At 69.4% G+C, this 17,614-nt stretch carries 18 protein-coding genes and 1 pseudogene; 11 read left to right on the top strand and 8 right to left on the bottom strand.

Going from position 1 to position 17,614, the window contains the following annotated elements; genetic code table 11:
* Positions 1-25: 25 nt before the first annotated feature.
* A complete protein-coding gene (locus OG953_RS43585) occupies positions 26-1,663 on the bottom strand; it encodes a transposase (RefSeq protein WP_331736160.1) in 1,638 nt (545 codons plus the stop codon).
* A 467-nt stretch (positions 1,664-2,130) separates the two neighbouring features.
* On the opposite strand from OG953_RS43585, the gene OG953_RS43590 reads away from it, so the two are divergent.
* Positions 2,131-3,996: a hypothetical protein gene (locus OG953_RS43590; protein WP_331735714.1), complete on the top strand. Its 1,866-nt coding sequence runs from the start codon at positions 2,131-2,133 to the stop codon at positions 3,994-3,996.
* Positions 3,997-4,306: 310 nt separating this feature from the next.
* On the opposite strand, the gene OG953_RS43595 is transcribed toward OG953_RS43590, so the two are convergent.
* From OG953_RS43595 to OG953_RS43605, 3 genes are all read right to left on the bottom strand, one after another.
* On the bottom strand, positions 4,307-4,963 hold the full coding sequence (locus tag OG953_RS43595) for a DciA family protein (protein WP_331735716.1): 657 nt from the start codon (positions 4,961-4,963) through the stop codon (positions 4,307-4,309).
* A gap of 106 nt (positions 4,964-5,069) precedes the next feature.
* Positions 5,070-5,921, bottom strand: a complete 852-nt coding sequence (locus OG953_RS43600) for a DciA family protein (protein WP_331735718.1) — start codon at positions 5,919-5,921, stop codon at positions 5,070-5,072.
* Positions 5,918-6,328: a hypothetical protein gene (locus OG953_RS43605; protein ID WP_331735720.1), complete on the bottom strand. Its 411-nt coding sequence runs from the start codon at positions 6,326-6,328 to the stop codon at positions 5,918-5,920. The genes OG953_RS43600 and OG953_RS43605 overlap by 4 nt, the downstream gene beginning before the upstream one ends.
* An 89-nt stretch (positions 6,329-6,417) precedes the next feature.
* Between OG953_RS43605 and OG953_RS43610 the strand changes: the two genes are divergently transcribed.
* From OG953_RS43610 to OG953_RS43620, 3 genes are all read left to right on the top strand, one after another.
* Entirely contained in the window at positions 6,418-7,137 is a 720-nt protein-coding gene (locus OG953_RS43610) for an IS6 family transposase (RefSeq protein ID WP_331735722.1), read from the top strand.
* Positions 7,138-7,293: 156 nt separating this feature from the next.
* The gene (locus OG953_RS43615; RefSeq protein ID WP_266360896.1) at positions 7,294-7,668 is read left to right on the top strand and encodes a PadR family transcriptional regulator; all 375 of its coding nucleotides are present in this window, start codon (positions 7,294-7,296) and stop codon (positions 7,666-7,668) included.
* On the top strand, positions 7,665-8,279 hold the full coding sequence (locus OG953_RS43620; protein ID WP_331735724.1) for an HAAS signaling domain-containing protein: 615 nt from the start codon (positions 7,665-7,667) through the stop codon (positions 8,277-8,279). The genes OG953_RS43615 and OG953_RS43620 overlap by 4 nt, the downstream gene beginning before the upstream one ends.
* Positions 8,280-8,440: 161 nt before the next feature.
* Here OG953_RS43620 and OG953_RS43625 read toward each other — a convergent pair whose 3' ends face one another.
* Positions 8,441-8,773 carry a hypothetical protein gene (locus OG953_RS43625; protein WP_331735726.1) on the bottom strand — a complete coding sequence of 111 codons (333 nt, stop codon included), beginning with the start codon at positions 8,771-8,773 and terminating at the stop codon, positions 8,441-8,443.
* Entirely contained in the window at positions 8,715-9,779 is a 1,065-nt protein-coding gene (locus OG953_RS43630) for an IS110 family transposase (RefSeq protein WP_331735728.1), read from the bottom strand. Before OG953_RS43630 ends, OG953_RS43625 begins: the two co-directional genes overlap by 59 nt.
* Before the next feature lie 397 nt (positions 9,780-10,176).
* Here OG953_RS43630 and OG953_RS43635 point away from each other — a divergent pair, with 397 nt between their 5' ends.
* The 3 genes from OG953_RS43635 to OG953_RS43645 all read left to right on the top strand — a co-directional run bounded on the left by OG953_RS43635 (position 10,177) and on the right by OG953_RS43645 (position 12,178).
* Complete coding sequence (locus OG953_RS43635; protein WP_331735729.1) at positions 10,177-10,770, top strand: hypothetical protein; 594 nt, start codon at positions 10,177-10,179, stop codon at positions 10,768-10,770.
* 113 nt (positions 10,771-10,883) lie between these two features.
* Complete coding sequence (locus tag OG953_RS43640; RefSeq protein ID WP_331735731.1) at positions 10,884-11,642, top strand: IS6 family transposase; 759 nt, start codon at positions 10,884-10,886, stop codon at positions 11,640-11,642.
* Between the two features lie 194 nt (positions 11,643-11,836).
* Positions 11,837-12,178: a hypothetical protein gene (locus tag OG953_RS43645; protein ID WP_405692595.1), complete on the top strand. Its 342-nt coding sequence runs from the start codon at positions 11,837-11,839 to the stop codon at positions 12,176-12,178.
* 229 nt (positions 12,179-12,407) lie between these two features.
* On the opposite strand, the gene OG953_RS43650 is transcribed toward OG953_RS43645, so the two are convergent.
* Positions 12,408-12,566, bottom strand: coding sequence for a hypothetical protein (locus OG953_RS43650; protein ID WP_331735735.1), 159 nt, complete (start codon positions 12,564-12,566; stop codon positions 12,408-12,410).
* Positions 12,567-12,584: 18 nt separating this feature from the next.
* Between OG953_RS43650 and OG953_RS43655 the strand changes: the two are divergent.
* The 4 genes and pseudogenes from OG953_RS43655 (at position 12,585) to OG953_RS43670 (ending at position 15,969) form a co-directional block, all read left to right on the top strand.
* A pseudogene (locus OG953_RS43655) lies at positions 12,585-13,341 on the top strand (IS6 family transposase).
* Positions 13,342-13,586: 245 nt separating this feature from the next.
* Positions 13,587-13,766: a hypothetical protein gene (locus OG953_RS43660; RefSeq protein WP_331735737.1), complete on the top strand. Its 180-nt coding sequence runs from the start codon at positions 13,587-13,589 to the stop codon at positions 13,764-13,766.
* A 504-nt stretch (positions 13,767-14,270) separates the two neighbouring features.
* Complete coding sequence (locus OG953_RS43665; RefSeq protein WP_405692598.1) at positions 14,271-14,567, top strand: hypothetical protein; 297 nt, start codon at positions 14,271-14,273, stop codon at positions 14,565-14,567.
* Positions 14,560-15,969: a WD40 repeat domain-containing protein gene (locus OG953_RS43670; protein WP_331735741.1), complete on the top strand. Its 1,410-nt coding sequence runs from the start codon at positions 14,560-14,562 to the stop codon at positions 15,967-15,969. The genes OG953_RS43665 and OG953_RS43670 overlap by 8 nt, the downstream gene beginning before the upstream one ends.
* Positions 15,970-16,877: 908 nt before the next feature.
* Here the strand turns inward: OG953_RS43670 and OG953_RS43675 are convergent.
* A complete protein-coding gene (locus tag OG953_RS43675) occupies positions 16,878-17,567 on the bottom strand; it encodes a recombinase family protein (RefSeq protein ID WP_405692600.1) in 690 nt (229 codons plus the stop codon).
* Positions 17,568-17,614: the final 47 nt, after the last annotated feature.

Raw genomic sequence — 17,614 nt, forward strand, 5'->3', positions numbered from 1 at the left:
TGACGAAGGATGGCGCGAACCGTTCCTATTCAGTGAGCAGGAGTGAGTCTTGGACCCATGCCTGGTCGCTGCGGACATCCCGAACGGTTTTGGGTGTCCTGGTCGCCCGCGTTCTCGCCGCGTCCGGTGGCACGGATCGTGTCCGTGGTCCGGGGATGCGGGGGCGGGGTCCCTCACGCCCAGGGGCATGCCGGTCGGCCTGGGCGGTCCGATGCCCGTGCGCATCGCTCTGGTGTGCACGGGGCGGTACCGTCCGTCGCCGGATCGGGTGTCCGAGGGCGCGTCGTCCGATCGCGATACCGGCGGCATCGTGACGGGACATCTTCCGGTGCGGGGTGGTCAGTGGTTTCTGCCAGTGCTGACTGCCCCACATCGAGGTGTAGGCCGGATCGACCGCGATGATCGCCAAACCGTGTTCGGCGGCCATGGAGACGAGCCGGGCTTTGAGTTTGCCGGTGGGGATGCCGGAGATGAGCTGCCGGAACCGTTTCCTGCGGCCGTGCTTCTCCCGCGTCTTCTCCGCACTGAAGTCGAGGTCTTCGATGGCAATCGCACCCGCGCCAGTCTGTGTGGCCCAGTGCAGGAGGCGGGTGAGGGCGTGGCGGAGTTGGGCGTCGCGGTGGGTTGCGGTGCCGGTCAGGTCGTAGGCGAAGCGGTGGGGTTCGCCTACCGGGTTGCCGTGCGGGTCGAGGTGGTAGGCGGCGAAGTGGTCGGCGTTCGTGTCGACACCGATCACACCCTTGGCCCGGGCGGTTTCCAGAGGAATGGTCTGGACGGTGGGGCGTTGCCAGGATGCGGTCAGGTACCAGCGGCCCCGGGTGGTGTCGTAGTGGATGCGGTAGGCGACGGCCCGGTTCGCTTCAACACGGTCGGCCCACTCCACACCCCGGTGCGCAAACGCCACGGTGGTGGGGGTGAGGGTGTAGCGGCCGTGTTTGGTGTTGGCGAGGTGGGCGAGCGGGGCGGGCAGCTTGATGCTGACCTTGCCGTCCGGGGTGACGCGGATCGTCTCGTTCCCGTACCGCTTCCCCGACTCACCGTCCGCCGCCAGGAACCAGCGCTCCGCCTCCCACCGCTGACGCCACTCACCCTCGGTGAGCTGGGCCTCTGCGAGGTGGTGGCGGGTGTTGAACAGCCGTTTCCCGCCCCGCACGACCCGTACCCGACCGGCCTGCCAGTCCGCCACTGCGGCAGCGTGCCGGGCTTCCAGAGCCTTGAGGCGGCGGGACTTGTGGAACCACTCACTCCTGGACCGGCAGCCACCCGGGGCACGTTTGGTGCCCTTCGCCCCGACGGGGAGGGACAGGCGGTGCCGGAGCGTCTTGATCCCCGCATCGAGAGACCGGATGTGCGCGGCCAGGCAACGCCGGGCGAGCGCCCACTGATCATGAGTCGCCTTCGTGATCGCCCCGGCGATCCTGGATGACGACTCCTTCGTCAGCTCCCGCTTCCGCGCGGCCCAGGATTCAGCGTTGTGGTTCGGGCCGTCCGCACACCGGATCTTCAGATCCCGGGAGGCCAGCGCCCCTTGATGGGCACCAACGGCCCGCAACACGTGCTCGTCCTGCGGGGCGAGGTGCTTGAGGCGGTCCCGGACCGCCACCCCCGAAGGGCCCGGGGCCACGAACGGCGCCGCCAACTCCCGCACACCGCCCACCACCATGCCCCCGCCCCCAGCACCGGTCCAGCCCGTCACCCGGCACAACGAGCCACCACTACCCAGGTCACCCATTCGACCCCGAAACATTCATTCCCACCCTCACCCCTCAGACCACCGGACTCACTTCCAGGCGCTACAACGCACTCATACACACAAGAACGACAGCAGTTCACAACCCCACCATCACGGCCTGAACCAGGAGCTCGGGCCAGCTGCCAGGCTGAGCTCATTCTTCCGGCCCGCCAACTGATTCCGCCCACAACCAGGGAGGAGCTGAGCAGCGCAGACGCCGGCGGCCAGGGCGAACGGCGGAGGCGGTCCGTCGCGTTGACTACGTTTCCCGCATTTCGGCGCGACTCTCCGTGACGCTCGATAGGCTGAACAGCTGATAGCGATCTACCTCTTCTCGCGTCCGCAGGACGCTCTCGTGCGGGCGGGAGAGGCGGGCTGTGCTGGCGAAGGGGCTGGCGATGGGCGTTGACAACCGGCAGATCCAGACGGCCGTTCTGGAGGATCCCGAGTCCGATGATCCGGTGGTCTGCCCGACGGATGCCGACGAGCTCGACGAGTTCCGCGAGGAGTTCTCCGGGACGACGTTCTGGTGCGGGGTCCTGCTGGGCGGGTGCGGCGGCCAGCTCCTGACGCGGCGGGGCAACGTCCGTGTCAGCCACTTCGCTCACTTCCCCGACCCCGACGGGCTGCTGCCCGAATGCGGGCGCCGCTCCCGAGACGTCGCGAGCGCGGACCACCTGTACGTACGGACGGCCACCCAGGCGTGGCTGCGCGGCCAGGGGCACACTCCGCGCTACCGCTACATCGACCAGGACGACGCCCCGGTCGGCTCCCTCGTGGAGATCGAACTGGACGGGCACACGCTGCTGCTGCACATGGACCCCACCACGCCGCCCGACGGGGACGCCACAGAGGCAGGCGACATCATCCTCGGTCCCGGCGTCCATATCGATCACCACACCCTGGTGCGCCGGGGCTACGTCAACCGCGTCAAGTTTGTCAGCAGCGGCAACCAGCGAGTCATGATGCTCGGCACCGAGCTCCCGCATGTGGGCACCGACTGGGACTTCGAGCTGGCGGAATGCACCGTCGACGAGCAAGGCCGGCTCATCACTCCCGTCGTCACATGCTTTGAGGCCGCACGCGCCGCCAGAGGCCAGGCCCCGGTGCCACAGCCGCGCAGCAAGAAGGCAGAAGGCCCGGTGCAGATCGGCGCCCTGACCCGGCTCATCAACAACGCCGTGCAGAAGAAGGAGACCGCCGCCGTTCGTCAGCTGCGGGACACGGCACAGCTCCAGGTACCTCGCTGCGAGGGACAGGCGCTCGAGCACCTGCAACGCGCGATCGACCACGCGAACGACTGGATCCACCAGCAGAACCGGGTCCGCCGGCGGTTCTTCGCCGAACTCGACGAAGCGGTCCGGCACGGTCACATCTTCAATGTCTCGTCGCTGACTCCGCAGGTCAGAAAGTTATTTCTGCGCGACGTGGCGGCCACGCCGCAGGAGGCGGGCATTCTCCAGGCGGCCGACACGCTACTTGAAGAAGCGCGTCGTCATGCTGCCCAGAAACGGCGGGCAGCGGACGAACGCCGTGCGGCAGCGGCCCGGGAACGGGAAGAGTGCCATGCGGCAGCGGCCGAGCGTCGCGAGGCAGAGGCTCAGGAACGGCACGCGCAGCTCGTGACTCAGGCCCAGGGACGCAAAGCGCGCAACAGAGCGCGAGGGCAGGTCCAGAGCATCACCGGCCGTCTACGCCGTGAAGAACTGTCCACCGAACAGCAGAAGCAGCTCGTTGAGGAGCTAGTGCTTGCGGCGAAGGAAGCCGGGGACCATCTGTCCGCAGCTGAGCAGCACAAGGTGAACGAGTGGGTGGAAAGGATCGCGGCCCCCGCAGAAGAACCGGACACACCCAAGAGCACGTCCCCGGCCGCGCAACCGCAGCCGGCCACGCTCACGGACCCTGCCGAGCTGCCGGCGCATCTCGTGCCCGCTGCGGCGGCTGTCCGTGGAGCCCTGAAGAAGGCGGCCCGGGAACGGACGACGACCAGCTGGAACCGGCTGGAGCACCAGCTCGGCTCCGCGCTCCCTTCCCTCAGCAGCAATGAACGCGTCCAGGTGCTGGTTGAGGCCGACCGGTCCACGGCCGGCGACGAGCCGCTCCTGTCGTCCCTGCTGGCAGCGGGCGACCCGCACTTCGCCTACCAGTACTACCGGCACGTCCTCAACGCACTCGGCCTGGACGCCCCGGACGACGACGAAGACCTGCGGGACGTCGTCGAAGCCGACACCGAACAGGTCTTCACCGACTGGCGCTCCCGCTGAAACCAGCCGGAAGTAGGTGCCACGACCGGAGCGTAGCCCGGCGGGCCGCTGGCCCCGGGCTGCGGAACCTCGACGGGTGGCTTGCCTTTCTCGATCCGGTCCATGACGCAGGCGATCGTCGCGTTCGCACAGTCTGTCTTCGCGCAGAGCCACCACAGCATCGGACGGACTGGCGAACTGCTTTTCGAGGGTCGTGGGCCTCGCGGTACCCCTCAAGGAGCTCGCCCGCCAAGGGATAGCCGGCCTCGCCCGGCTATCCCTTGGCGCCGATCGGCGACTCCGGCTGGGACTGCGCCGGCCGGCCGCGGCTTCAGCGCGGGGCGATGCGCTGCCGGACATCGGCCACCGTCCCAGCCTCGCCCGCCGTCTCCGTCGTTCTTACCGGGCTCAGCTCAGCAACGGGTCCTTCTCGTCGCAGCCTTCGGACGGGGATCCCGGCGCCAGTAGCCAGCTGTGTGATTGCGGGCAAGGGCGCACCCGGAGCGCAGAAGGCGAGGCATAGCTGAGGGCCCTCCGCAATCACCGATCGGTCTCGGACCCATGTGGCGCCTTCGCCGTGTTCAGCATGGTCGGGAAGATGGACCATGCCGTACAGCGGGGCGCTGACCCCGGCGGTGGCGGACGTATGCGCAGCGGCCCAGCGCCCAACGTGGTGGTCGAACGCGGACTCACCTAGCACCTTCAGGGCGACCTGGTGCTCCGGACCGAACGCCTCGATGACGTCGTAGCAGGTCTCCAGCAGAACGTCAGAAACCAGCTGCTCGTCCGCGAAGTTGTCGGTGGCGACGACCAGGACCAGGATCCTGGGACGCATGTGGGCGAGCAGGCCGGTCAGCCGCGCCTCTGGCACGATCTCGTTGATCCGCGTCAGCACAGGCTTCCCGATCAACTGCAGCTGGGTGCGCCACGCCGGGCTTTCGCACAGCACGTGCAGCCGCATCTGAGCATCGACGCCCAGCGGCTCCACTCGTGCGGCGAAGCCTTTGGAACGAAGCGCAGGAACCCACCAGGCCGCTACGTCACCGAACCATCGGGGCTGGCCAGGTCGGGCTGCTGAATCTCACTGTCGCCCATCAGGATGCCTCCTTCTCGCCGACCACGTCAGTGCGGGCACAGCGCATTGTCGCCTTCGATCCAGTCAACTGGGTGCGCTCGGCACGGGCCCGGCGCAGCGCAGCGGCCTCGGTCGCCGCAGCTTGGCGGCGACGCTGGACACGGGCCCGGTCGATCGGGGCCGGCGCGCCATCCGGCACCGCAGTCGGCTCGGGGAACGCCCGGTGGCTGAGCTCCCGCATCGCCCGATTCTGCCGCTCCACCGCCTGCGCGATGCCCGGGTCGACCCGGGACGGCACTGCGGCCTGGCGGTGCGCCTCGATCGCGCGGCGGTAGCCCTCCGGCGGAGTCCGGCGCTCCACCGGCGCCACGGATTCGGTCGGCTGCGGGGCAGGGGCGGCGGCCGCCGTGGCGGGGCTGGCCTTCACGGGTGCAGGCGCCAGAACGTGCAGGGCGCGGACGTTCGCACCGGACACTCGCTCGTTGGCCGCAGCGATCAGCTTCGGCGCGCTCCAGCGCAGCTTCGTGCCGACCGCCGGGGCATCGGGGACGACGTCCAGACGGCCGGTCTCCGCGTCGAACGCCACGGCTCGAACACGGCTGGCAAGTTCGGGCACGGCCGCAGCGAGGATGGCGTCGAAGTCGGCGAGGACGCTTCCGCCGGCGGCCGGGGCGACCATGCCGCGCTCCGTCATCATGCGGCCGATCGCGCTGCCCAGTCCCAGCGGCTCACGGCCGTCGCGTCGTACGACGGTGGTGGTGCGCCGCTTCGGCTTCTTGCTGGTGGCGCCGTTCCTCTTCGCCGCCTCCCGGGCCGCGAGCAGGGCCTGGCGCGCGAGGTCGACGCCGCTCAGCTCCGACTCGGTGGTCATGCGATCACCGCCCCGGCGTCGCCGCCCAGTCGGCGGGCGGCGAGCTCGGGCAGCCAGTCCGTCCACGGCGCGGCTGCGGCCTGCTCGGTCCGGGCGGCGGCCTGCTCGCGCAGCTGCTTCAGTCGCGTCGCAGTTGGTACTCGGCAGCGCGCTCCCTGGCGGTGTCGGCGGCCTTCGTCGCAGCGGCGACGGCGTCCGCACCGTTCGGGTTGTGCCGGAACCAGCGCCGCCCCCGCTCGGTCTTGTAGGCCCCGCCGGGCTTCCGCGTCAGCCTCGTCGGTCCGGCCCAGCCGGTTCAGGGCGCTGTGGCGGAACTCCGGCACAGCCTGCTCCACCGTCTGGAGCGCACCGTAGGCGAGGACGGCAGCTACACCGGTGGGGTCCTCGTTCTGATCGGCCTGGTCCATGGCGCTCAGGTAGCGGGCGTGAAGGCACTGTCACGTTGACTGACCGGGTGGGATGATCTTCTGGTTGGTCATGCTGGGAGGGGTCGTCCGTGGACAGCGCATCGCCGTCGTACAAGGGGCACCGGTACCCGGTCGAGGTCATTGCCCACTGTGTGTGGCTGTACCACCGCTTCCCGCTGTCGTTCCGCGAGGTGGAGGAGCTGATGCTCGAGCGCGGCGTGGTCGTCTCCCACGAGACGGTCCGCCGCTGGTGTGCGAAGTTCGGGCAGGCCTACGCCAACGGCCTGCGCCGGAGGCGGCCCCGGCCCGGCGACAAGTGGCACCTGGACGAGGTCTTCGTGAAGATCAACGGAGAGCAGAAGTACCTGTGGCGGGCCGTCGACGCCGACGGCAACGTGCTCGACATCCTGGTCCAGTCCCGCCGGGACAAGGCCGCGGCCCGGCGCTTCTTCCGCAAACTGCTCAAGAGAACCTGCTCGGTGCCGAGGGTGATCGTCACCGACAAGCTCCGCTCCTACGGAGCGGCCCACCGCGAGGTCGTGCCCTCCGTCGAGCACCGCTCCCACAAGGGCCTCAACAACCGGGCAGAGAACAGCCACCAGCCCACCCGGCAGCGCGAACGCGCCATGAAAGGCTTCCGTAGCGTCGGCGGAGCCCAGCAGTTCCTGTCCGCGTTCAGCGGCATCTCACCCCACTTCCGACCACGCCGCCACCTGATGACCGCCCCCGAATACCGCACCGAGATGACCACCCGCTTCGCCATCTGGGACCAGGTCACCGGCATCGCCGACCTGCCCGCCGCGGCCTGAGCACGAAGCCGGAACCCGGCCCCACCACACCCGACACACCATCAGGCACTCACACACCCAACAACGTGACAGCGCCGTTTGCCGTACTCCACCGCGTAGCTCTGGAAGGGGACCCCCCCTTCCTGTCCGCTTGCCCCACCAGGTATCTTGCATCGCATGGAACCAGGTGATTCGACCAAGCAGGCCCGGGCAGCCGCCCAGCTGCGCAAGGGCGTCCTGGAGTACTGCGTACTCGCCCTGATGCGGGACCGCCCCCGCTACGGCGTGGAACTCCTCCACGCCCTGGAGGACTCCGGCGCCCTGGCCACCAGCCAGGGCACGGTCTACCCGCTGCTCTCCCGGCTCCGCCGCGACGACCTGGTCACCACCACCTGGCAGGAGTCCGCCTCCGGACCACCCCGTCGCTACTACGCGCTCACCGACAGCGGCCGGGCCGCACTCGACGAGTTCACCCGCGTCTGGCCCGGCTTCCGCAACGCCGTCGACGCCTTCCTCACCACCCCGCACCCCTCCACCGGAGACCCCGCATGAAGACCTCTGCCGACCCCGTACGCGACTACCTCTCCGCCGTCGAACGCGAGAGCTCCGCACTCCCCGCCGACCGTCGCCAGGAACTCCTCGCCGACCTCGCCGAACACATCGAGGTGACGCGCACCGAGCGTCCCGACGCCGCGATCGGCGAGATACTCGCGGAGCTGGGGGACCCCCGCACGATCGCGGCGATGGCACTGGCCGAGGCGGGGAACGGGACCACCGGCACCCCGGCCCGGAGCGACGTGGCCGCACCCGCCCGGCGCGGCAAGGTGCACCCCCTGGTCCCGCTCCTGATGCTCACCCTCTCGCTGCCTTTCACGATGATCTTCTCCATCGGCCCCGACGCGGCGTTCGACCCCGGCCCGGTGTTCGGCTTCCTGTTCCGTGTCACCGGCGCGGTACTTCTCTGCACCTCAGTGCACTGGACCGCCGTCCAGAAGACCACCGGCGTGCTGCTCACCGTCATCGTGCCGACCACCGTCATCGTCACCTGGAACCTGATCAGCGGCTGGGCGGCGGGCGAAGTCCCGGCCCTCCTGGGCAACCTGGGAAGCCTCGCCCTGATGGTCGGCACGGCAGTATGGCTCTGGCGGGCCCGCCGCGCCTGAGCGCGGCCGCCGTCGTCCCGGTCCACCAGGACGTTTCGGCGCAGACCTAGACCGCATCAGGCACCGCTCCTGACCGGAAAACTCAACGGTCAGATGGGTACGGCGAGATAGCCCTTCGGCGGTGACGGCCGGGGGGCTCTCGTGGTGCGGTGCGGGCGGGGTCAGGCGGTTGCCGGGGTGAGGGTGACGTCGTGGCCGAGGGCCTTGAGCTGGCGGACGAGGTCGCGGCTCTTTTGGTGGGGGTCGAGGTTGCGGGTGTGGAAATCGGCTCCGAGGTCGCGGTAGCGGGCGGTCGGGTCGTTCATGAGGTGCCAGACGGACACCAGGATCGAGCGGGCTACGGCGACCAGGGCTTTCATGTGGCCGCGGCGTTTGACGATCCGGCGGTAGCGGGCGCCGAGGAAGGTGTCGGTGCGGGCGGCGGAGATCGCCGCCTCACCGAGCGCGCCGCGGAGCCAGGGGTTGCCCTTGCCGGTGGGCCCGGAGGTGTTCATGTTGCCGGACTGCAGGGTGCGCGGGGAGAGCTTCGCCCACGAGACGAGTCCGGCGGTGGGGGAACACCGTCATGTCCAGGCCGATCTCGGCGAGGATCACCTGTGCGGTGTTCGGGCCTACGCCGGGGATCTCGTCGAGGCGTTCGGTGTCGGTGATTGGTATCAGGGTGCCCTGCCCGGGGCCCTGGTCGTCCTCGGTGGTGGACAGCTCGGCCAGGCGCACGGTGATACGGGCGGTGAGCTTGTCGATCTGCACGGTGAGGTAGTCGACGGTGTCCAGCAGCATCCGGCACATGAACCCGTGATGCTCCTCGAAACGGCCGGTCAACGATTCGGCCAGGGTGGCGTGGCTGGCCTTGATCGTGCCGTGGGCCAGATCCGCGAGGGCTTTCGGGCTGCGCTCACCGGCGATCAGCGCTTCGAGCATGGCGCGCCCTGAGACGCCGAAGATGTCGGAGATCACGGTGGACAGCTTGATCTGGGCGTCCTCCAGGAGCTTTTCGGTGCGCTGCTTGTGGCGGGTGCGCTCGTGCGTCATGACCGCCCGGGCCCGGGTCAGGTCACGCAGTTCACGGACCGGTTTCGGGGGCACGAAGGAGGGCCGGAGCATGCCGCGTTCGGTGAGTTTGGCCAGCCAGACCGCGTCCAGGCGGTCGGTCTTGGGCCGGCCGGGGACGTTCTTGACGTCCCGGGCGTTGACCAGCCAGCGCTCCAGGCCGCGTGATTCGAGCAGGATGAAGTACGGCTTCCAGTACGTCGAGGTGGCTTCCATCACCACACGGGTGACGCCCTGGCAGATCAGGTGGTCGGCCAGGTCCAGGATCGCGCCGCTGGTCGCGACGGTGTTGAAGACCCGCTGCACGCGCTTGCCGGGCTGGTCCTCGTGCGGCACCCGCACGCAGACCATCCCGGACGCCTTGGCGATGTCGATCGCGGCGACCCGCGCCACGAGCTCTTCGGCCTGCTCGATCTCCTCGACGCCACCGCTGTCGCCGGTGTCCGTCATGCGCCACTCCCAGGTCTCGATCCGTACGGGATGACGCCTGCCCAGGGGGCCGCGGGGGGAGCGAGAATCTGACCGTCGTGCTCGATGGCAACAGTGCGTGGCCCCTCTGCGGCCCCGGCACCAGACTGACCTACGGGCTCAACGTCCCAACGAGCTACCGGCATCGGCGGGCAGGCGCCGAAGCCATGTTTTCACGCCCGCAAGGCGTACCCGAAGGGAACAGGGGAACTGACCTGCAAGAAAAGGCCGATCAGCGGTACGTCCCGCCAGGCGGGAGCAGCGGCCCGACTTTCTTCTCAGGTGCCCGTCAGACACCTCAGGGTCCTAACTCGTCAAGCTGCGGCCCTCAGCCCGCTGTGTAGCCTGTCGATCTGTTCGAACGGGATGAGGGTGGGGCATGGAGACGCTGGTGGAGGGGGCCGTAGCGGAGGCACTTCGTGACGGGGGCGGCGAGGCGATCCGCCTGTATGTCGCCGCCTGCGCCGAACGTATGGCGCCACTGTTCGTGGGCCTGCGGGCGGGCACGCCGGGGCGGGAAGCCGACCTGGACTTCTATGTGGAGTCCGTACGCGATCTTTGGTATGCCGACCGGCCGCTCGCCGACACCGCCGAGCGCGTACGCCTGCTGGAGCGGTTCCCGGAGCTTCAGCCGGACGAGGAGGGGATCACAGATGTCGCCGACACCTATGCCTTCTTCGCTGTCCTCTGCCTGCGGTATGCCCTGCTGGCTCACGGCTCGGGAAACGCTGACGACGCGGTGTCCTGCGGCCATGCGGCGCTCACCGCGATGGGAATGCTCGACCAGAACGTGGCAGGTGCCAGCTTTCTCGCCGAGGAACAACGGCTCCAGTCCCTCTCGCTGCGTGGTGACGCCTCAGGTCTGTGGGACGCGAGCGTCGCGGCAGGGCGGGAGAGGTTCCGTGCTGTGTCGGGCCGCCTGACCGCTAGGCATGCTGCTGATCGCTGCCAGCGAGATGCGGCCTCTGGTTAGGCGGCCGCTGTGCCCACCTCGTCGGGCGGAGCTGGAAAGGCAAGTGCCTCGTCAAATCGCTGGTCCTGCTGGAGGCAGTGGTAGGGCACTGTCACGTTGGCTGGCCGGGTGGGATGATCTTCTGGTTGGTCGTGCCGGGGAGGGATTCGTTCGTGTCGTCCGCGTCGCCGTCGTACAAGGGCCACCGGTACCCGGTGGAGGTGATCGCGCACGCGGTATGGCTGTACTTCCGCTTCCCGCTGTCCTTCCGCGAGGTCGAGGAGCTGATGCTCGAGCGCGGTGTCATCGTCTCCTACGAGACCATCCGCCGCTGGTCCGCCAAGTTCGGCCAGGCCTACGCGGACGGACTGCGCCGCCGTCGGCCACGGCCCGGGGACAAGTGGCACCTGGACGAGGTCTTCGTGGAGATCAACGGAGAGCAGAAGTACCTGTGGCGGGCCGTCGACCAGGACGGCAACGTGCTCGACATCCTCCTGCAGAGCCGCCGGGACAAGGCCGCGGCAGGACGCTTCTTCCGCCGCCTGGTGAAGAAGACCCGTACGGTGCCGCGGGTGGTCGTCACCGACAAGCTCCGTTCCTACGGCGCGGCGCACCGCGAGGTCATGCCCTCGGTGGAACACCGTTCTCACAAGGGCCTGAACAACCGGGCCGAGAACAGTCATCAGCCCACGCGGCAGCGTGAACGCGCGATGAAGGGATTCCGTTCCGTCGGCGGGGCCCAGCGGTTCCTGTCCGCGTTCAGCGGCATCTCACCCCACTTCCGCCCTCACCGCCACCTGATGACAGCCTCCGACCACCGAGCCGAGATGACCGTCCGCTTCGCGATCCGGGACCAGATCACCGGCGCTGCCGGCAGGCCCACCACGGCCTGACCACAGGCCCGGACCGCGGGCCCCACCAGGCCACGACGCGCCGTCAGGCACCTGCAACCCAACAACGTGACAGCACCCACCCGGCCAGTCAACGTGACAGTGCCCCGTACAGGCACTGCACTGGGTAGGCGGATCGGGCGGTCTGAGTACGTGCGCTCATGCGGACGCTGCAGTTCGGGCGGTGCAATGGGGTCGTGAACGCAACTCCTTCCCTGACATCTCCGGTCTCCCGGGCCTTGGCTCGGCCGTGGTGGCTGGCCCCGGCCCTGTTCACCGTTGCGGCGGTACTGGGCGGTGCGTGGGGCTATCGATCCTCTCCGATCGTCCACGGGTCGGCATGGCTGGCCATGCCGTTCGCCCTTCCGCTGGCCCTGGTGGCGGCCTCCTGGCGGTCGTCGTCCCGCCCGGACACGCGGGTCCGCGGCCTGGTCCTGGGAGCGGGCGGCGCCGTCGCAGCCCTGGTCTGCGCGCACCTGACAACTTTCATGCTCTACGCGGCGGCCTTCGTGTTGTGGGGCTTCCAGGGCGGAGGCTGACGCCAGCCGACCGGCGAATGAGACCTGCCCGTTCGTGCGCCGGCTGCCGGGCCACCGGCGACCGCTGAACCTGGATCCGCAGAGCCGCACTCCCTCGAATGCAGCTCTGCGGATCCAGGCTCCCGGCTTCCGTTCCCCCGGAGCCCGAGCCGGAGTACCGCGACCAGGAGCCGGGCAAGCCCCGCCGCGGCCTGTGGCGCCGGCGGACCTGACCTGGGCAAGCCCACCATCATGGGTGTTGGGCGCTGGGGTGCCGGGTGAGGGTGTAGCCGATGTCGAAAGTGTCGGCTGACATGCGGGTGTCGTTGATCTCGAGCACGGTGCCGTCGGGGCCGGTGGTGGTGCGGGTGATGCGCAGGAGCGGGACGCCTTTGGGGGGCACTGTCACGTTGACTGGCCGGGTGGGATGGTCTTCTGGTTGGTCGTGCCGGGGAGGGATTCGTTCGTGTCGTCCGCGTCGCCGTCGTACAAGGGCCACCGGTACCCGGTGGAGGTTCGCGCACGCGGTATGGCTGTACTTCCGCTTCCCGCTGTCCTTCCGCGAGGTCGAGGAGCTGATGCTCGAGCGCGGTGTCATCGTCTCCTACGAGACCATCCGCCGCTGGTCCGCCAAGTTCGGCCAGGCCTACGCGGACGGACTGCGCCGCCGTCGGCCACGGCCCGGGGACAAGTGGCACCTGGACGAGGTCTTCGTGAAGATCAACGGAGAGCAGAAGTACCTGTGGCGGGCCGTCGACCAGGACGGCAACGTGCTCGACATCCTCCTGCAGAGCCGCCGGGACAAGGCCGCGGCAGGACGCTTCTTCCGCCGCCTGATGAAGAAGACCCGTACGGTGCCGCGGGTGGTCGTCACCGACAAGCTCCGCTCCTACGGCGCGGCGCACCGCGAGGTCATGCCCTCGGTGGAACACCGTTCCCACAAGGGCCTGAACAACCGGGCCGAGAACAGTCATCAGCCCACCCGGCAGCGCGAACGCGCCATGAAGGGATTCCGCTCCGTCGGCGGGGCCCAGCGGTTCCTGTCCGCGTTCAGCGGCATCTCACCCCACTTCCGCCCTCACCGCCACCTGATGACAGCCTCCGACCACCGAGCCGAGATGACCGTCCGCTTCGCGATCCGGGACCAGATCACCGGCGCTGCCGGCCGGCCCACCACGGCCTGACCACAGGCCCGGACCGCGGGCCCCACCAGGCCACGACGCACCGTCAGGCACCTGCAACCCAACAACGTGACAGCACCCTCCGGAGTGCAGCAGGTGGGTGTCGTGAAGGCAGCGCAGCATTTGCCTGGGCCAGGCGGCACACGGGTGCTGCACGGGTAGCAGGCCGGCCCCGGCCGGTGCAGCACGGCCAGCTGCTGCACGCTGCTCGGGCCGCGCTGCCTCCAGCCGGCGCCTGCTGCCCCGCGGTGTCAGCAGGGCCGAAGCTGGGACGGCCAGCCCTGGAGATCGCCCCGGCCTACGAGTCCGACGACGTCGCCGCGGTACCGCCAGCCGTCCCGGCCGAGGACATCGGCGAAAGCCTCGACCGACTGCCGGCGCAGCGCCGGTACGCGATCACGGGCGACTGGCGCGCGGTCGACGGCTGACCGGGCGACTCCGAAGCCGGGTCGAATGGGCGGCTCGGCCCGCCCGATCACGTGCCAGCCGGACCGACCCACCGCCGAAATTGTGAGGTTCTCGGGTACTTGAAGGCGAAAGCGTTGCAATCGACGCGGAGGTGCGCCGCCGGCGGGGTGCCCGCGCGGGCCTGCGCCAGCCGCTTCTCCAGCCACCGCCCGACCGGATACCCCTCGACCACCGCGCCCACCGACAGGGCCGTTGCGCCGCCGCTCCGGCCGGCCGATCGTGGTGAGGGGAGGCCGGGTCGTCCGGTGTCGGATGTCCGATCACCCGGGCGTTCGTCCTGCTGCGGTTCTACGATCGGTGGGTACGGGGCCCGTGTGGGCGGAAGTCTTTCCGTGCGAGAACGGTGTCGGCGGCCGGTGGATGCCGGGGTCCCGTGATGTCGGCCCGCGCCCGTGGGTCGGTTCCCGACGCGACGTTCGTGGCGGGGTGTTCGGTCTTTCCGGGGGGCGTGGATGAGTCCGGTCGTGCAGCGTTTCGTGGGCGCGGTGGGGGCGGTGGTGGTCGCCGCGGTGGTGAACGTGGCCACCGGGTTCCTCACCGATCACCGGTCGACGCGGTGGTGGGTCTCCGCGGCGGTGTTGCTCGTGGTGGGGGTCGCGGTGCAGTGGTGGCTCCCGGCGGCACCCGCGCAGCGTCGGAGCCAGTCGGCCGAGGACAACACGGTCGGCGGCTCGTTTACCCAGACGTCCACCGGGCCCGCGGAGCAGGAAGCGCGCCGGAACGACATCACGGGCGACTTCGGCCAGCGCCAGGATGGGTGAGCCGCGGAAGGAACCCCGACGCCTGTTCCGTCGGCGCCCCGCGCGGCGCCCCGAGACCGCGCAGGACGCGGCCGACAACACCGTCGGCGGGAATCTCCAGCAGACCACCGTCGGCCGTGACCAGCACAACATCAACATCATTCAGCTCGTCGACGAGCAAGGCCTCGAGCAGGCCCGGCGCCTGTGGGATCCCCGGCACCACCCCACTCCCCCCGATGAACACCTCCCCGGACAGCCCCCGGGCGCGTTACCGCGGCCCGGTCTCGCCCCTCACCCCACACCGATCCATATCGGAGCCGGGACCGGGGAAACGTCGACCACCTCGGGTGGACCGAGCCGCCGCACCGTCCTGCTCGGCGGCGGCGCCACCCTGGCCGCGGCGGCCAGCGCACTCGTCGCCCTGCGCCTCACCGATGACAGCTCCGACGCCGGTCGCAGCCCCGGCACCGGCAGCCCCGGCACCGGTGGCAGCGCCGACGCCGATGACTATTCCCTGGCCGGACATGCGGACAACGTGACGGCGGTGGCGTTCAGCCGCGACGGCATCGTGGCCAGCGGCAGCGTCGATACAACCGTGCGTCTATGGAACATCGCCGATCGGGGACAGAATCCCCGCCTCCTCGAAGGAGGCCACAGCAAAATGGTGAATGCCGTGGCGTTCAGCCGCGACGGCAAGACCTTGGTCAGCGGCGGCCTGGACAAAACCATGTATTTCTGGAGAGCGGACGGCGCCAAACTGGGTCCCGCCAAAGACGAAACCACCTGGGTGATGTCGGTGGCGTTCAACCACGACGGCCGAATCCTGGCCAGCGGCGACTACGACCGCACCGTGCAACTGTGGGACGTCGCCAGCCGGAAACGGATCGACACCCTCAAAGGCCACACCGACGCGGTGACTTCGGTGGCGTTCGACCGCGACGGCCGAATCCTGGCCGGCGCCAGCAACGACAACACCATCCTGTTGTGGGACCTCGCCGATCGGAAGAAGCAGCCCGTCAAGCTCACCGGCGGCCCCAAGGCCGGGGAGAAGGACGACGGGCTGAAAGGCGTGGCGTTCAGCCCCGACAACAAATACCTGGCCGCCGCGGGCGGCAACCACGATGTGTTGTTGTGGGAGGTCGCCGACCTGAAGAAGGATCCCACCCCCCTCAGACGCCATTCGAGCCCTGTGCACTCGGTGGCGTTCAGTGGCGACAGCAAGACCCTGGCCAGCTGCGGCCGCGACAACGCCATCCGGTTGTGGAACGTCGAGACCAAGGAACTCATCGTCACCCTTTCCAGCACCGAGTGGGTGGAATCGGTGGCGTTCAGCCCCGGCGGCGAAGCCCTGGCCAGCGGCGGCGACGACCACAAAGTCTGGGTGTGGAAGCTTCCACGGCCAGCCAACGGAGACACCCGATAACGATCGGATCGTCCCTCATGGAGCCGATGAGACCCCGGCGGTAGCCGGCGAACCAGACGACCACCGCGCCACAAGGAGGCCGACACACCGACACGCGGCGGCGCCCGCCCACGCCGAACAGGGCTGCCCCGCCGTCATGTCCACCGCATGCCGAGCGCGTCCAACGCCGCGACCCGCTCCGCCGGCAACTTCGCCCGCCGGATCCGAGGCGGGGACCTCACACCTTCAGGTGTACGGGTCCCACTCGGCGCGGGTGGGCGGTGGTGGGACCACGCGCGCGCGGGTCCGATCGCGGGTCCGATCGCGGGGCGGAGCTGCTTTCGAGTGGGTCGGGCGGTCTGGCCGGGCGCGACGTTGGTGCGACCGGTGCCCATCTTCCGCCACTCCTTTTCGGAGTACAGCCAGTACGCCACGCCTGCCGAAGCCGCGCCCACCGGGCCCGCGTGACGGCTACCAGATCCGCCGCCGGAACCGCCGAACCGGCAAAACCGTGAACCGGCCGACTTCGGCGAGCACCACCAGGAGCACGACGCCGGCCGAGTTCGGCGACGCGGGCCCGGCCCGCCCGAGCGTCACGCGCATCCGGGGGTTTTCACCGGGTAGGCTTGACCCGCCCGCGCGACATCCATGCACAGCTGCTGCATACAGCGCCGCGCCCGTCCTGCTCGCTAGCACTGCTACCTGCGGTTTTCCCCTCCGGGGGAACGGTGTGCGCGCTCGCCGGGATAGTCACCGTTTGTTCTGGAGAACCAGAACACGACGGTTCCCCTAGTGGTACCGTCCCGGCGTTCCGCGCGCCGTTGACCTGCGGTTTCCCCTGGAGGGGAACGATGTACGCATGAGCCGGAGCAACTGCTGGTTGTTGGGGTGCCGGTAAGAACGCTGTCACCAGCCGCAAACGGCGGTGGTCAGTCCTCTGACCTGGAGGGCCGGGGCAGTTCCGCCGTCTTGGTCGCCTCAGCGAGCGCGAGGCGACCACCCTTGAGTTCGGGCACGTAGTTGTAGATGGTGTTGCGGGAGACGCCGAGGAGCTTGGCGATCGAGGTGACGGTGTTCTCCGGGCGGGCGAGTAGGTCGCGGGCGTGACGTACCTGCTCCTCGGTCATCGCCGGCGGGCGGCCGAGCCTGGCGCCGCGGGCGCGGGCGGCATCCAGGCCCTCGTTGGTGCCCTGCACAATGAGTTCGCGGATGAACTCCGCCAGGGCCGCGAACACGTGGAAGACCAGGCGCCCGCCGGGCGTGGTCGTGTCGAGCGCCTCGTGCAGCGAGGTGAACCCGATGCCGCGTTTACGCAGGCCGGACACGATCGCGATGAGGTCCTGGATGGAGCGGCCGAGCCGGTCCAGCGACGGGACGACGAGCGTGTCGCCCTCGCGCAAGAAGTCGAGGGCCTTCCACAGCTCCTCGCGTTCGGCGTTCTTGCCGGACTTCTTGTCGGCGAAGATCCGGATGCATCCCGCTTCGGTGAGTGCGTGGATCTGCCGGTCGAGCAACTGCCCCTTGGTGGACACGCGTGCGTATCCCACGAGGCCGCCGGTCCGTACGGCCGGGACGGGGGCGAGGAGATCGGCGGCGTCGTCATCCTGGGGTGGTTGCACCTGCCAGATCGTACAGAAAAGGGTGCTCCTCAAGTTCTTGAGCACAT

It is taken from the genome of Streptomyces sp. NBC_00057, assembly GCF_045041165.1.
GTDB lineage: Bacteria > Actinomycetota > Actinomycetes > Streptomycetales > Streptomycetaceae > Streptomyces.

Excerpts from the sequence above, each read along its gene's own strand:
- OG953_RS43585 (WP_331736160.1), bottom strand. The coding sequence starts at position 1,663 with ATGGTGGTGGGCGGTGTGCGGGAGTTGGCGGCGCCGTTCGTGGCCCCG.
- OG953_RS43590 (WP_331735714.1), top strand. The coding sequence starts at position 2,131 with ATGGGCGTTGACAACCGGCAGATCCAGACGGCCGTTCTGGAGGATCCC.
- OG953_RS43600 (WP_331735718.1), bottom strand. The coding sequence starts at position 5,921 with ATGACCACCGAGTCGGAGCTGAGCGGCGTCGACCTCGCGCGCCAGGCC.
- OG953_RS43605 (WP_331735720.1), bottom strand. The coding sequence starts at position 6,328 with ATGGACCAGGCCGATCAGAACGAGGACCCCACCGGTGTAGCTGCCGTC.
- OG953_RS43615 (WP_266360896.1), top strand. The coding sequence starts at position 7,294 with ATGGAACCAGGTGATTCGACCAAGCAGGCCCGGGCAGCCGCCCAGCTG.
- OG953_RS43620 (WP_331735724.1), top strand. The coding sequence starts at position 7,665 with ATGAAGACCTCTGCCGACCCCGTACGCGACTACCTCTCCGCCGTCGAA.
- OG953_RS43625 (WP_331735726.1), bottom strand. The coding sequence starts at position 8,773 with ATGAACACCTCCGGGCCCACCGGCAAGGGCAACCCCTGGCTCCGCGGC.
- OG953_RS43630 (WP_331735728.1), bottom strand. The coding sequence starts at position 9,779 with ATGACGGACACCGGCGACAGCGGTGGCGTCGAGGAGATCGAGCAGGCC.
- OG953_RS43635 (WP_331735729.1), top strand. The coding sequence starts at position 10,177 with ATGGAGACGCTGGTGGAGGGGGCCGTAGCGGAGGCACTTCGTGACGGG.
- OG953_RS43640 (WP_331735731.1), top strand. The coding sequence starts at position 10,884 with ATGATCTTCTGGTTGGTCGTGCCGGGGAGGGATTCGTTCGTGTCGTCC.
- OG953_RS43670 (WP_331735741.1), top strand. The coding sequence starts at position 14,560 with ATGGGTGAGCCGCGGAAGGAACCCCGACGCCTGTTCCGTCGGCGCCCC.